General features: G+C 50.2%; 9 protein-coding genes. 5 read left to right on the forward strand and 4 right to left on the reverse strand.

What is annotated here, in order from left to right:
• Window positions 1–803 precede the first annotated feature (803 nt).
• The 4 genes from JFT86_RS14130 to JFT86_RS14145 all read right to left on the reverse strand — a co-directional run bounded on the left by JFT86_RS14130 (window position 804) and on the right by JFT86_RS14145 (window position 8,396).
• Complete coding sequence (locus JFT86_RS14130) at window positions 804–2,552, reverse strand: hypothetical protein (protein ID WP_201237146.1); 1,749 nt, start codon at window positions 2,550–2,552, stop codon at window positions 804–806.
• Window positions 2,549–6,070, reverse strand: a complete 3,522-nt coding sequence (locus JFT86_RS29385; protein ID WP_201237147.1) for an AAA domain-containing protein — start codon at window positions 6,068–6,070, stop codon at window positions 2,549–2,551. Before JFT86_RS29385 ends, JFT86_RS14130 begins: the two co-directional genes overlap by 4 nt.
• 250 nt (window positions 6,071–6,320) lie before the next feature.
• Window positions 6,321–7,571, reverse strand: coding sequence for a ribonucleotide-diphosphate reductase subunit beta (locus JFT86_RS14140; protein WP_201237148.1), 1,251 nt, complete (start codon window positions 7,569–7,571; stop codon window positions 6,321–6,323).
• Between the two features lie 564 nt (window positions 7,572–8,135).
• Window positions 8,136–8,396 (reverse strand): DUF2790 domain-containing protein, encoded by a 261-nt coding sequence (locus tag JFT86_RS14145; RefSeq protein WP_008084846.1) that lies wholly within the window; start codon window positions 8,394–8,396, stop codon window positions 8,136–8,138.
• A gap of 448 nt (window positions 8,397–8,844) precedes the next feature.
• On the opposite strand from JFT86_RS14145, the gene acs reads away from it, so the two are divergent.
• The 5 genes from acs to JFT86_RS14170 all read left to right on the forward strand — a co-directional run bounded on the left by acs (window position 8,845) and on the right by JFT86_RS14170 (window position 14,892).
• A complete protein-coding gene (acs, locus tag JFT86_RS14150; protein ID WP_103304060.1) occupies window positions 8,845–10,800 on the forward strand; it encodes an acetate--CoA ligase in 1,956 nt (651 codons plus the stop codon).
• A gap of 725 nt (window positions 10,801–11,525) precedes the next feature.
• Complete coding sequence (locus JFT86_RS14155; protein WP_201237149.1) at window positions 11,526–12,302, forward strand: ABC transporter substrate-binding protein; 777 nt, start codon at window positions 11,526–11,528, stop codon at window positions 12,300–12,302.
• A 91-nt stretch (window positions 12,303–12,393) separates the two neighbouring features.
• Complete coding sequence (locus JFT86_RS14160; RefSeq protein WP_201149067.1) at window positions 12,394–13,083, forward strand: ABC transporter permease; 690 nt, start codon at window positions 12,394–12,396, stop codon at window positions 13,081–13,083.
• Window positions 13,080–13,778, forward strand: a complete 699-nt coding sequence (locus JFT86_RS14165; RefSeq protein WP_103304063.1) for an ABC transporter permease — start codon at window positions 13,080–13,082, stop codon at window positions 13,776–13,778. The genes JFT86_RS14160 and JFT86_RS14165 overlap by 4 nt, the downstream gene beginning before the upstream one ends.
• 1 nt (window position 13,779) lies before the next feature.
• Window positions 13,780–14,892, forward strand: a complete 1,113-nt coding sequence (locus JFT86_RS14170) for a M14 family metallopeptidase (RefSeq protein WP_201237150.1) — start codon at window positions 13,780–13,782, stop codon at window positions 14,890–14,892.
• Window positions 14,893–14,894: the final 2 nt, after the last annotated feature.

A 14,894-nucleotide genomic window follows, 5' to 3' on the forward strand; every position in this document is an offset into this window, starting at 1 on the left:
GGCAATCACCACCGACGACGTGTGCGTCTGTGGGTTGACAATACTTTCTACGTTGGGCGTTTCTTAGGCACCTGCGATTGAGTTTAGAGGTGCTTGTGGTGGGTATCAATGCGGAAGTGACTGTAAGTGTCGTAGGAAATTTAGGCCTGTGGTTGCAGGGACGGAAAGGGACTACCCATCGTCCATAAAAACCCCGATCAGATCGGGGCTTCTTTTTAACTTGTCTATTCAGTCTGCAAGCGTCAAATCGTGGCGAGCGAAACTATTAGTCCGAACTCAAGGCCTGTCCGCCTGATACTCAATGGCTCAAGTCTTAGAGAGAATTTATGTTTTCTAAGTCCCTAGCTTCACTGTTAAAAGTAGTTTCAAACCAAACTAAAAAGACGGTAAGCTATTGAGCTTCAGGTAGCCTTTAAATATTGCAGAACTCATACCAAAAACGCCGCGAGGAGTGGTGCCGCGAGTTTATTCAAGCAAACATCAGCATAAGCGCTAGATATCGAGATTAGTTGAGGCGCGCGGAACAGTCCGTAGTGAAATACCGCGAGCGTTATTTCCATTTTGAGGAGAAGAGCGAAGCCATCGATGGGTTTTGAAGGGGGACGAGGCTAGAAGTAGACTTTTTTCTTCGGGGCATGCCATTTGGTGATTATTTCGGAAGGGATTTGGAGTTACAGAGTTTAGAGTCAGTTGGTGAGTTGTAATTCGGATCTATGAGGGGCGGGAAATCCATGCATGAATGAGTTGGAGTATTCATGCATGGATAAATGCAACGGAAGCGATACGTTGGATTGAATGGCCTGCTAAACCAAAGAGCCTTGGTAATTCAGGACTATGTCACTAAAATGTTTTCCTATATTCTCACTTTCGATGAGAACACCTATCTCGTGAAGAGAGTTTTCATGGATTTCGGTTGTGGAAAGCCAGTTTAAGCTAGAAATAACTAAGTTGTCAGAATCCCAGCTTATTATTTTTGCATGAAGTCCTGGTTTGTTTACAGGAGTTAAGCTTAATCCGATGTTGGAAAGGTCCATTCCCATCTGGAGGCCTTCTTTTTTGGAAAATCCACCGCTAGTCATTCCATATAGAAGGTTTATACATATATTTGGATTTTTTTGTAGCGCGGCAGTAATAGGGGTTATGATTGTTGGTTTTGAAGCGGCGCTAAGTTTGTTGCTTGTGATAAGCAAGTCGGTTTTTAGACTGTCGCGAATCTTCAATATAAGCGCGGCATGTTGGGAGCCTGTTATGAAAGATAGTTTTGCATTTTGTTGCCTGTGTTTGGGAGGTTCTTTATCACTAAGGTTTGCTGAGATTCTTAGGAGTTCATTGATGTTGGCATCCCAGTGTAGATTTCTTATTAGCTTCATGAAAATGCTAACGGCATATTTGTTTGCGGTTGCATCTTTAATAAGTGCCGTTGCTTCAAAGCTTCTGAATGGAGAGGATAGCCAGTTGCAAGAACCAATTGCTGAGACAAAACTACCGTCGTGACCAGAGTCTGAAATTATTATTTTTGCGTGTGATCCTGTCGATCTAGATGATATGTATACTGACTCACTTATATCTTCCAGTTCTAATGATTTCCTGATTTCATCCAGTGCCATTAACGTCGAGCAATCAGATGACTCTTCCTGTCCCCAGTAAATGAAGGTTTTTACCCCCCTGGCAGATGCATTTTTAATTTCAGGCAGTAGTATTTTTACGCATTCGTATCTAATAAACGTCGAATGTATAAAAATGATCGATGAGGATTTTTTGAATACAGAAGTAAGATAGTCTCGATGACTTTCAGCTCCCGACAAAAGATCTGAATTGGAAAAGCTGATGTTGTATGATTTTGGCGAGTTAGCTGGTGGGGGGGCATAGGAACTATCGGCGATTAGAGGCGTATCGGAGCTTTCAGTCCGTGATGCAAAGCTTGTTGCGGCGTTAATAATGCAGGTTTCAAGTTCTTTCGGCATTGAGGAAGGTTGATTTTCAATTTTTCCATTGATTACTGTAAATACAGCGTAGCCACTAAAGGGTCTGCTTATTATGCTATCTATGCCTATAAGCTTTTCATCGTCTTGAAGAAACATTGAGGCTAATTCTTCTTGATCGTATAAAGGAGTGTCTTCTGGTTTTTTTAATCGAATGATGCCAGCATTGTTTTTCATTCGGCCATGATCATAAAACTGGATTTCGTGATTTTTAAAAGTTGTTCCTGAAATTTCATCAATGACGAAATTAATATTTTTATTTAATCTTCTTACTGAACTAGGAAGGTCGGCGCGGTCAGCGGCCGCACTACCGACTACCGTCGCGGAAAATTTTATGTTTGGATGTGACTTTGTAATCTCAATCCAACCAGCTCTCATCAATCGGGCTAAGCATTCTATGATAACGCTTTTTGGAATGTGGGCATCATTTTCAAATTCAGCTACGGTATATTCTCGATGAGATAATGCTTCAAGCATTAAGTGTTCTATTTCACTCCATTGACGTCCTTTGTCAAAATGGATTCGTGATCGGTTTTTGATTGCTGGAATTGCGATTTTTATAGCTTTCATTTGCTCCAGCCTCGAATTGTTTTGTAATTTATTATTGCGGATGTTTTATTGTCGGATGCGCGTATGAGATTTACGAGTTTCTTTATAGGTTCGATTTTTTCTTTGTCATCCTCATTTCTTGCTTGAGAGAAATTAGACTCAAGAAAGTCGAGACTGCCTATGATGATTAATTTACTTCGCGCTCTACTTAGTAATACATTTGTTCTTCTTGCATCCGTCAGAAAGCCAAGTGAAGATTTTATGTTTGGTGCGTTATTGTTTCGAACTAGGGAGATTATCACGGTGTCAGCTTCATTTCCCTGGAAAGAGTCAACCGTGTGGCAAGGCGCAGAGTCGGCCTGGATTGAAAATGTATCTTCAAGATGTGACATTAATTCAACTTTTGATTCAAGATGTTCTTTAATTTTTTTTACTTGCCGGCGATAAGGTGAAAGGATTGCTAAAGAAGATTTAGTGTCTTGAGTTCTTTGAAGGTTGTTGATTATTATTTCAATTGCATCAATCTCGTCTTTGTTTGTATATCTAGGCATTTCCTCCCCTGTTTGCATGCCTAAAGTGTTTTGAATCCATGGCATATCAATCCAAATAATTGCTGGCTGGAAAAAAACCGGAAGGGGGTTCAGTACTACACTAGAGTTGTTTTTGTTGCAATATTCGATTCTTTCTTCGGAGGTTTCTAATTCACCATCATAAAAGCATTTGGATACGATGTTTGCAATGTCTGGGTGCATTCGATGTTGAATGTTAAGTGGAGATGCGATGACTTTAGATTTGGGGTGTAACTGTTGGAAGTCCAATTCGTCTTCGATCAGTTGTTCGAATAAAAAAAGTTTACTAATGCTTTTTCTGCAGGTTTCCGCGAAGTTGTCTTCTGTCGTGTTTTCGCCTGGTGTTATATCTAGCTCTTCAGTTGTTTCGGGTATGTTGAATAAGTCGTTTGCAGTGTTGTCTAAAAGCTCTGAACTTATCACTGAACGTGAAAGGAATAGAGCTTCTCTTAGTGAGTCGCTACTTAGTAGTGCTTCTTTGACTTTGTCAGAGTTGAATGGCGGTAGTTGCTTATGGTCTCCTATCATTAAGCGCCGGTAGGAAAGTAAAAGAGGAGAAATTAGCTCGCCACCTGTTGCCTTGCCTGCTTCTTCAACAATTGTCCAATCGAATTGACCCCGCTCCTCAATTACACGCTCGAGTTCTGGAGAGTTTGTTGTGGCGAATATGAAGTTCGCCGATCTCAACAAAAGCCCTTCAAAGGTTCTTGTGGAGGAAGTACTTTTAGATAGTATATTAGGCTTTCCAGGGCTTGGGGTGTAGTGCGAGTGCAGTGTGTTGATTTTCTCTTGGATGTGTAATGATGCAGTTCTGAATATATTACTAGATCTTATATTGTTGATGATTTTTGCCGATTGCTTTCTCAGGTCAGGCGTGCCTTCGTCGCTATCGTTTTTTCCACAACGGATTGTCAGAGGCTTAGCCTCTGTGCTGTTAAAAATTTCTGTGACTTGTTCGAAGAGATGATCTGTAGCGCTGTTGCTCTGTGCTGTTAAAAGATAACGATCAGTTGGTTCCTCGGTGTAACGTCGTCTAACTAGTTCTTTGATTAGCTTTGTTTTCCCTACTCCTGGCGGGCCTTGTACTAGAAAAAGTGGGATTGTTGATATTAATTTTTTTAATGTCTCTTGTTTCGATTTGTCTAAGTGTTCGTAATGTGGATCTTCAGTGATGTCATCGTGACTGTTTTTTATTTTTGCTCTGGGATTTATAAGCATTTCCAGCAGTTCATTATGCTCTGCAAGTGCTTTGAGCGCTTTTGCTCGTCGCAGAAATTGCGCGTAAGTTCCCTTTTGGTCTGAGGGGACCAGATAATAATCTCCTTCTTTAGATATTTCGGAGTCTCCAGTTAGTGTAAATACATTGTTTTTAAGCTCTCCTGTGTAGTGCCATTGTGTATCGCTTTGACGATTTTTTCCTAAGTAGAACGAATCGGTTATTCTCCAGTTTGAGTTGGTTTTCCTTTCCTCACTATTTAACTCGTTCGCAAGTCTTGCAATTGCAAGGTCTTTTATGCCTAAAAGCTTTAGTATCGACTCTTGTCTGTCGTCGATCCTAGAGGTTATCGTAATTAAATTTGTACCATTGTCGGTCTGTTTTTGATCGGATATTTCTATTGGGTGAAAGTCTACTAAGGAGAATAAATATTCAATTATTTGAATTAACCAAAATTCCTGAATGTGGTTTGTTTTTTCAGTTTTTTTATTTCTTGATGGCGTTTTTTTTATCAGTGCTCGCCATGTATGAATTCTTGATCTTGGTTTTGAATACTCTTTGTGCGCTCTTGTTAAGCTTAGAAAGTCTAAGTTGTTTGAACCTAGAGGTATAGTGAGGGTGTTCTCCCTGATTATGGGGCGCTGTGAATCTATCTTTTCACAGTAGGCTATAGACCAATTTGATTTTGACTTATCTGACGGGGATGTATAATCCTTTAGGAAGTATGTTAGTTGCTCACCAATTATAAAGATATTGTTGTTTTCGTTGATTATTAGCTTTGGTGAGGTTAAATCATTTTTTAGAAACAATAGTTGCTCGTCGGTTGACTCTATTTCAATTATGCCGCCAGATATTTTGTTAATTTGGTTTGATAGTTTTCCATTTTCGCCAATGGAAAATGCTAATTTAAGTCTTTGGTTACCACTGTTCTGGCGAGCTAGTAATTTTCCTTCGATTTCGCCGATGCTTTTATCGATATCCTCATGGCTTATTTTTGGTGAGGGTTTTATTTGTAATAATTCTCTAATTAAGAGGACTTCCTCAGTAATTAGAGTGCTAGATACTTCCGAGTGGGGGGTGTTGCGGCTAGTAAGTTTTTTAATATCTATATTGAGCGCTTTTGCTGCGATGTTACCTAATCCTTTCCAGTCATCGATGAAAGAGTAAGAGGCTCCAGATTCATTCGTTTGTGAAAGTTTTGAGCTAAGTCGCATTGACCATTCGAAGCCGGTTAATTCAAAATCGTCTTGGTCTAAATGTCCTTCAGTTAGTATTGCCCAGTCGTCAACTTTCCTGTGAAGCATCCCTTGGGAGTGAAGTATGTTAATTCCAAGAGCAGCTCGTTTTATGTTTGACCAGAAGGTAACTCGTTCCTGCTCATTTGGAGTGGTTTTGCTTGTTTCATTAAAATGAGTTGCTAGAAAGGATTTTTGGCCTGGACTGATAACTATATAAAATCCATTTTCATCTTCGTATGTTTCTTTTGGCTCTGATATATAATCTGATGCCCCAGGAAATCCTGCTAGGCGATGAAGCTGTCTAAGTTCATTCCTCCATATCTCTCTAAGGTCGGAGTCGTCTGATGATTTATCCCGCTCCCATATTTTTATAATTACATAGTTTCCATCGTTGTCTGTTCCATCCTTTATTTTTGGTATTCCTTTTTGTTTATTAGCCTTCTGAATAGTTCCGCTATTTAAGTTGTAATTTTTTAGGAATGATTTTTTTTTTGCTAACTTTAATAATTCGGCCACTTGTAGACTCCCTGTAAAAAAAGCGCCCTCTGGCTGGGTAGGTGTCCCTAATATCCATAAGGGATGCTTGTTATAGCATGGCTTTGCGCCATCATCAATCAGGTAGATTTAGAGGAGAAGGAGTTTTTTAAGGCGGCGGAGAGTTGTGTGAAGACTACTTTTTGAATATTTGATCTTGGTGAAAATCATAAATTTTTTGCAAAAAAAACCCTGAGCAAACTCAGGGTTTTAATTTCAGTCTGTCGAGAAATCAATCCCAGCTCAACGCCCCACCAGTCTGATACTCGATCACGCGAGTCTCAAAGAAATTCTTCTCTTTCTTCAAGTCCATAATCTCGCTCATCCAAGGGAACGGGTTAGTCGTCCCTGGATACTCTTCTTTCAAACCAATCTGCGACAAACGACGGTTAGCGATGAACTTCAGGTAGTCCTCCATCATCGCCGCATTCATACCCAACACCCCGCGAGGCATGGTGTCACGGGCGTATTCAATCTCCAGCTGCGTACCCTGCAGAATCATCTGGGTCGCTTCTTCCTTCATTTCGGCATCCCACAGGTGTGGGTTTTCGATTTTGATCTGGTTGATCACGTCGATGCCGAAGTTCAGGTGCATGGATTCGTCGCGCAGGATGTATTGGAACTGCTCGGCGACGCCGGTCATTTTGTTGCGGCGGCCCATGGAGAGGATCTGGGTGAAGCCGCAGTAGAAGAAGATGCCTTCCAGAACGCAGTAGTAAGCGATCAGGTTGCGCAGCAGTTCTTTGTCGGTGTCCGGGGTGCCGGTTTCGAACTTCGGATCGGAGATCGAACGGGTGTATTTCAGGCCCCAGGCTGCTTTTTTCGCGACCGATGGGATCTCGTGGTACATGTTGAAGATTTCGCCTTCATCCATGGCCAGCGATTCGATGCAGTACTGGTAGGCGTGGGTGTGGATCGCCTCTTCGAACGCCTGGCGCAGGATGTACTGGCGGCATTCCGGGTTGGTGATCAGGCGGTACACGGCCAGGACCAGGTTGTTGGCAACCAGGGAGTCGGCGGTGGAGAAGAAGCCGAGGTTGCGCATGACGATGCGGCGCTCGTCGTCGGTCAGGCCTTCCGCGTCTTTCCAGAGGGCGATGTCGGCGGTCATGTTGACTTCTTGCGGCATCCAGTGGTTTGCGCAACCGTCCAGATACTTCTGCCAGGCCCAGTCGTACTTGAATGGCACGAGTTGGTTGAGGTCGGCGCGGCAGTTGATCATGCGCTTTTCGTCAACGGCGACACGGGCGGAGGCGCCTTCGAGTTCGGCGAGGCCTTCGGCGACGTCGAGGGAGTTCAGTGCAGCCTTGGCGCGGGCCACGGCGGCCGAGTCGGCGGCGGTGACGGCGCGGGCTTCGAGTGCCGCGGCACCGCCGGCGTTGTCGAGGCGGTCCATGTTGGCTTCAGTAGCGTGGCCGGCGTTGGCGCCTTTCACGGTTGCTACTTCACTGTCTTCTTTGTCGAATTCGTCCCAGCTCAGCATGACGTGTCGTCTCCTGCGTGAGGGCCTGTCGCCCGTGTGAAACCTGATTGTCTGGTTTTTCACACGGTCGTACAGACCGCGTTGGATCTAAAGGAATCGTTCTTTGCAGCAGCTAAACGCAGGCATCAAACAGAATTTTGTACGGGTTTCCGAGAGCCTCTGACGGGCGCAGATCACGTTGAACGCGACTGCGGGGCTTCAGAATGGCTTTTGATCCCTGTAAGGGAATATTGCTGACCCGATTAGGGCGGCATTATAGGGAAAAAAATGCGCTCGTGGGGGAGGGCGAAAGCGCGCAGGGCGGTCGAGCGGGAGGGGGATTTGAGTCGGAGCGAGGGTTTACAGGGCTTTCGCCGAGGTTGGCCTCTGAGAAATTTTTTTGATTAATTTTTTAGCAGGGCTTTGGTTGTTCAAGATTTGAGCAAAAAACCGCCTTTTTCACTATATCTTGTGTTTTGCAACCATTTTGCACGACTCCAGACACAACTGAGCCCGACCGAAGTCGGGCTGGAATCGACCCTCAATGTTGCGCGGAGAGATCCAATTCGGTGCAGTCTCAACTCATCAATTGGTGCAGCCGTTACCCATGACGCTGTAACGCAGGATGTGGCGCTGACCCTTGGAGTCGTCGTACTCCATTTTTGCCGGTACTACTTCGCAGACGTTCGGAATTTCACTCATCGATACAACGTTGGCGATGTCCAGGTGGGTGGAGTATGTGTATTCCTCGATCACCGGTTGTTGCTGTGCGACATCAGTCGGGACCTCGTCTGCCATGGCGGTTGCGCACAGACTGCTGAGGGCCAGAACCAATAAAGCTTTCATTTCAGATTTACCTTTTTGAGGTCGAGTGGGGTCACGCAACCTTTTTAGGGTTGCGTGTGGAACTTCATCGTTTGCAGTTATTACTTGAGAGCTGGATTAACGGCCTTCGTGGGGGCTGTAACGTTGTTAATCGCGTTTGCCTTGTCGGCGGGGTGGATTTTAGGGAGGTGGGGCGGGGGTAAACAGAGCGGGTTTTGATAAACACCTTTGGCAGATTTGGTAACAATCCCCGAAATCACCCCAATCCCAATGTAGGAGCTGCCGGAGGCTGCGATCTTTTGATCTGGATGTTTAGAAGCAAGATCAAAAGATCGCAGCCTTCGGCAGCTCCTACACGGGGGACTATGGTGGGGGAGGGGTTGTTACTACCATCGTCGAATGGTTCTATGGGCCCGGCCCCGTTACAACAGGGTCATACAAAAACAACTATTACACCGAGGTAGGAAAGATGAGTGCGGCTTCTCTGTATCCCGTTCGTCCCGAGGTTCTGGCTAACACGCTGACTGACGAGGCGACCTACAAAGCCATGTACCAGCAGTCGGTCGTCAACCCTGACGGTTTCTGGCGCGAGCAAGCCAAGCGTCTCGACTGGATCAAACCTTTCACCACGGTGAAACAGACTTCGTTCGACGATCACCATGTCGACATCAAGTGGTTTGCCGACGGCACCCTGAACGTTTCCTACAACTGCCTCGACCGGCATCTGGCCGAGCGCGGCGATCAAGTCGCAATCATCTGGGAAGGTGACGATCCTTCCGAGAGCCGTAACATCACTTACCGCGAACTGCACGAGCAAGTGTGCAAACTGGCCAACGCCCTGCGTGGTCAGGACGTACACCGTGGCGACGTGGTGACCATTTATATGCCGATGATTCCCGAAGCCGTGGTCGCCATGCTGGCCTGCACCCGGATCGGCGCGATTCACTCGGTGGTGTTCGGCGGTTTCTCGCCGGAAGCCCTGGCCGGTCGCATCATCGATTGCCGCTCGAAAGTGGTGATCACCGCTGACGAAGGCATCCGCGCCGGCAAGAAGATTTCCCTCAAGGCCAACGTCGACGACGCACTGACCAACCCGGAAACCAGCAGCATCCAGAAAGTCATCGTCTGCAAGCGCACTGGCGGCGACATCAAGTGGAACCAGCATCGCGACATCTGGTACGAAGACCTGATGAAAGTGGCGGGCACCGTCTGCGCGCCAAAAGAGATGGGCGCGGAAGAAGCGCTGTTCATCCTTTATACCTCCGGCTCGACCGGCAAGCCGAAGGGCGTGCAGCACACCACTGGCGGTTACTTGCTGTACGCGGCGATGACCCACGAGCGCGTGTTCGACTACCGCCCGGGCGAAGTCTACTGGTGCACCGCTGACGTCGGCTGGGTCACCGGCCACAGTTATATCGTCTACGGCCCGCTGGCCAATGGCGCGACCACGCTGCTGTTCGAAGGCGTGCCGAACTATCCGGACATCACCCGGGTGGCGAAGATCGTCGACAAGCACAAGGTCAACATCCTCTACACCGCACCGACCGCGATCCGCGCAATGATGGCCTCGGGTCAGGCCGCTGTTGAAGGCGCTGACGGCAGCAGCTTGCGTCTGCTCGGTTCGGTGGGCGAGCCGATCAACCCCGAAGCGTGGGACTGGTACTACAAGAATGTCGGCAAGTCGCGTTGCCCGATCGTTGATACCTGGTGGCAGACCGAAACCGGCGGCAACATGATGAGTCCGCTGCCGGGTGCCCATGCGCTGAAGCCGGGTTCGGCGGCGCGTCCGTTCTTCGGTGTGGTGCCGGCGCTGGTCGACAACCTCGGTAACATCATCGAGGGCGAGGCTGAGGGCAATCTGGTGATTCTCGATTCGTGGCCAGGTCAGGCGCGCACGCTGTATGGCGACCATGACCGCTTTGTCGATACCTACTTCAAGACCTTCCGTGGCATGTATTTCACCGGTGACGGCGCGCGTCGTGATGCTGATGGTTACTACTGGATCACTGGGCGTGTCGATGACGTACTCAACGTGTCCGGCCACCGTATGGGCACGGCCGAGATCGAGAGTGCGATGGTTGCTCACCCTAAAGTCGCTGAGGCGGCGGTGGTCGGGGTGCCGCATGACATCAAGGGGCAGGGCATTTATGTCTACGTCACCCTGAAGAATGGCGAAGAGCCGAGCGAGCAACTGCGTCTGGAGCTGAAAAACTGGGTGCGTAAAGAGATCGGGCCGATTGCTTCGCCTGACGTGATCCAGTGGGCGCCGGGGCTGCCGAAGACTCGCTCGGGCAAGATCATGCGGCGCATTCTGCGCAAGATTGCTACGGCGGAATACGACGGGTTGGGGGATATCTCGACCTTGGCGGATCCGGGTGTGGTGCAGCATTTGATTGATACGCACAAGACCATGAATGTTGCTTAAGTAGCAGGTTGAAGTGCTGAAAAGCCCCGTTCGGTGTAGGCCGGACGGGGCTTTTTTGTGTCTGTTGGTTTTGTAGTGGCTGGATGGGCCTCATCGCGAGCAGGCTCACTCCTACAGGGATCGCATTCCACCTGAAGAAATGCGATCCCTGTAGGAGTGAGCCTGCTCGCGATAGCAATCTGTAAGGCGCCGATGTAGCCCAATGTCAGAAACCGAAACCACCCAACCAATAATTATCGATCTGCGTCGTAAGAGATTTCCCGCTGTTACCTCGTACCTTCCACGTAACCGAATGTGTAACCGCCCGCGCCAAACCGGGGCGTAGGGAAACGCATCGCCCCGTTTTAGAGCCTCAAAACCCCCGGTGAAAAATAAGACACAACGCTGCGCTTGCCGGATTAGAAGGGTTTGCGAATAATAGGCCCGCAATTTGCAGCATAGATCGGTTCACTGTCTTTCGCTCTTGCATGAATTTGCAAGGCTGTCAATGCGCCTAAGTCGCTTTCTCTGTGCATCTGTAATTAGTTGTCGCATTGAAGAAATATCGACTTCGGGCCTGTCGTTAGAATGCCGATCACTCGCTCATCGTGGCTGACGTTGAAACCTCCGACGGTTTCAATGGGAAATTTCCCACAGATGCAGCAACCGATTTCCCGATTCACCCATTCGCATATTGGGCTGTCGCTCACTCTGCCGTTTTTGCCCTTTACCGATGGAGTCCCAAGATGAAGAAACTTGTGCTGCTTGGCGCCCTGGCACTGTCCTCCGTGCTGTCGCTGAATTCCTTCGCTGATGAAAAACCTCTGAAGATCGGTATCGAAGCGGCTTACCCTCCGTTCGCCTCGAAAGCACCGGATGGCAGCATCGTCGGTTTCGACTATGACATCGGCAACGCCCTGTGCGAGCAGATGCAGGTCAAGTGCGTGTGGGTCGAGCAAGAGTTCGACGGTCTGATCCCGGCACTGAAAGTGCGCAAGATCGACGCGATCCTGTCGTCCATGTCGATCACTGAAGATCGCAAGAAGTCTGTCGACTTCACCAACAAGTACTACAACACCCCCGCGCGTCTGGTCATGAAGGCCGGCACTCAGGTCAGCGAAAACCTGGCTGAGCTGAAGGGCAAGAACATCGGCGTACAACGTGGTTCGATCCACGAACGTTTCGCCCGCGAAGTCCTGGCCCCGCTGGGTGCCGAGATCAAGCCATACGGCTCGCAGAACGAAATCTACCTCGACGTGGCCGCTGGTCGCCTCGACGGTACCGTGGCTGACGCCACCCTGCTGCAAGACGGCTTCCTGAACACCGATTCCGGCAAAGGCTTCGCCTTCGTGGGTCCACAGTTCACCGACGTCAAATACTTCGGCGACGGCGTAGGCATTGCTGTGCGTAAGGGCGACGCCCTGAAAGACAAGATCAACGCAGCCATCGCGGCCATCCGCGAAAACGGCAAATACAAAGCAATCCAGGACAAATACTTCGCCTTCGATATCTACGGCAAGTAACACGTCTCTGCGACAAGTCCGAAATGGCGCAAGCAACAGGATCTCTGCGGTTTGCGCCATTTTTTCATCCCAACTTTCGAGGACCTGAATCATGTTGAAAGGCTACGGGGCTGTCATCCTCGATGGCGCATGGCTGACGCTTCAGCTCGCCTTGTCGTCCATGGCTCTGGCCATCGTTCTCGGGCTGATCGGTGTCGCGCTGCGCCTGTCGCCAGTGCGTTGGCTGGCGTGGCTGGGCGATCTGTATTCCACGGTGATCCGCGGGATTCCCGATCTGGTGCTGATCCTGCTGATCTTCTACGGCGGTCAGGACTTGCTCAACCGTGTGGCGCCATTGCTCGGCTTCAACGATTACATCGACCTGAACCCGCTGGCCGCCGGTATCGGCACCCTCGGTTTCATCTTCGGTGCGTACCTGTCGGAAACCTTCCGTGGCGCGTTCATGGCGATCCCCAAGGGCCAGGCCGAAGCCGGCATGGCGTACGGCATGAGCAGTTTTCAGGTGTTCTTCCGGGTGATGGTGCCGCAGATGATTCGCCTGGCGATTCCCGGCTTCACTAACAACTGGCTGGTACTGACCAAGGCCACCGCGCTGATTTCCGTGGTCGGTCTGCAAGACATGATGTTCAAGGCCAAGCAGGCGGCGGATGCCACTCGCGAGCCTTTTACCTTCTTCCTCGCAGTGGCGGCGATGTACCTGGTGATCACCAGCGTGTCGTTGCTGATCCTGCGTCAACTTGAGAAGCGCTACTCGGTAGGCGTAAGGGCGGCTGATCTATGATCTTCGACTACAACGTCATTTGGGAGGCTCTGCCGCTGTACCTCGGCGGCCTGGTGACCACCCTCAAATTGCTCGCGCTGTCGCTGTTTTTCGGTCTGCTGGGGGCACTGCCTCTGGGCCTGATGCGTGTCTCGAAGAACCCGATCGTCAACGGCGCCGCGTGGCTGTACACCTATGTGATTCGCGGCACGCCGATGCTGGTGCAACTGTTCCTGATCTACTACGGTCTGGCGCAGTTCGAAGCGGTACGCGAAAGCTTCTTGTGGCCGTGGCTGTCCAGCGCAACGTTCTGTGCGTGCCTGGCGTTCGCGATCAACACCAGCGCCTACACCGCTGAAATCATCGCCGGCAGCCTCAAGGCTACGCCGAACGGTGAGATCGAAGCGGCCAAGGCCATGGGCATGTCGCGCTTCAAACTGTACAAGCGCATCCTGCTGCCATCGGCCCTGCGCCGGGCGCTGCCGCAGTACAGCAACGAAGTGATCATGATGCTGCAGACCACCAGTCTGGCGTCCATCGTGACCCTGATCGACATCACCGGTGCAGCACGTACCGTCAACGCGCAGTTCTACCTGCCGTTCGAGGCGTACATCACCGCTGGCGTGTTCTACCTGTGCCTGACCTTCATTCTGGTCAAGCTGTTCAAGCTGGCCGAGCGGCGCTGGTTGAGCTACCTCGCGCCGCGGAAGCACTGATATGGAACGCATCGACCACGTTTTGCCGTGGAGCCATCTGGGCAGCGAGCGCAAGGTTTCGGTGTTCCGTTTCGGTCAAGGCGAGCGCAAGGCCTACATTCAGGCCAGCCTGCACGCTGACGAATTACCGGGCATGCGCACCGCCTGGGAGCTGAAAAAGCGCCTTGGCGAACTCGAAGCCAACGGCCAGCTCAACGGTGTTGTCGAGCTGGTTCCGGTCGCCAATCCGTTGGGTCTTGGGCAATTGCTGCAAGGTAATTTCCAGGGCCGTTTCGAGGCGGGCAGCGGCAAAAATTTCAATCGTGATTTCGTTGAGCTGAGCGCGCCGGTGGCAGCTGCTCTGGCCGACAGTCTTGGTGATGATGCACACGCCAACATTCGTCTGATCCGTCAGGCGATGGCTGATCATCTGGCGGCCTTGCCCGAGGCGACCAGTCAGTTGCAAGGCATGCAGCGTGTGCTGCTGAGCCACGCCTGTAATGCCGACGTGGTGCTCGATTTGCACTGCGACGCTGAAGCCGCGCTGCACATGTATGCGCTGCCGCAGCACTGGCCGCAGTGGCGTTCGCTGGCGGCGCAGCTGAATGTGAAGGTCGGTCTGCTGGCGGAAGATTCCGGCGGCAGCTCCTTCGACGAGGCTTGCTCGCTGCCGTGGCTGCGTCTGTCGCGGCAGTTCCCGGATGCGCAGATTCCACTGGCGTGTCTGGCGACGACCATCGAGCTGGGCGGTCAGGCCGACACTGGCCGCGCTGAGGCCGAGGCGTATGCTGAAGGCATTCTGGCGTTTCTTGCCGAGCAAGGCCTGATCACTGGCGAGTGGCCGAATGCGGCTCACGAACCGTGCGAAGGCATGCCGTTCGAAGGCACCGAATTGCTGTTCGCGCCGCACCCGGGCGTGGTGAGTTTTCTGCGTAAACCCGGCGAATGGGTCGAGGCCGGTGACGAAATTTTTGAAGTGATCGACCCTGTGTCCGATCGGGTCAGCACGGTATGTGCTGGTACGTCCGGGGTGCTGTTTGCCATTGAACGGCTGCGCTATGCCCAACCCGGTTTCTGGCTGGCCAAGGTGGCGGGGCGCGAAGCGCTGCGTCACGGGCGCTTGCTCAACGACTGACT

Source organism: Pseudomonas sp. TH06 (assembly GCF_016651305.1).
Lineage (GTDB): Bacteria > Pseudomonadota > Gammaproteobacteria > Pseudomonadales > Pseudomonadaceae > Aquipseudomonas.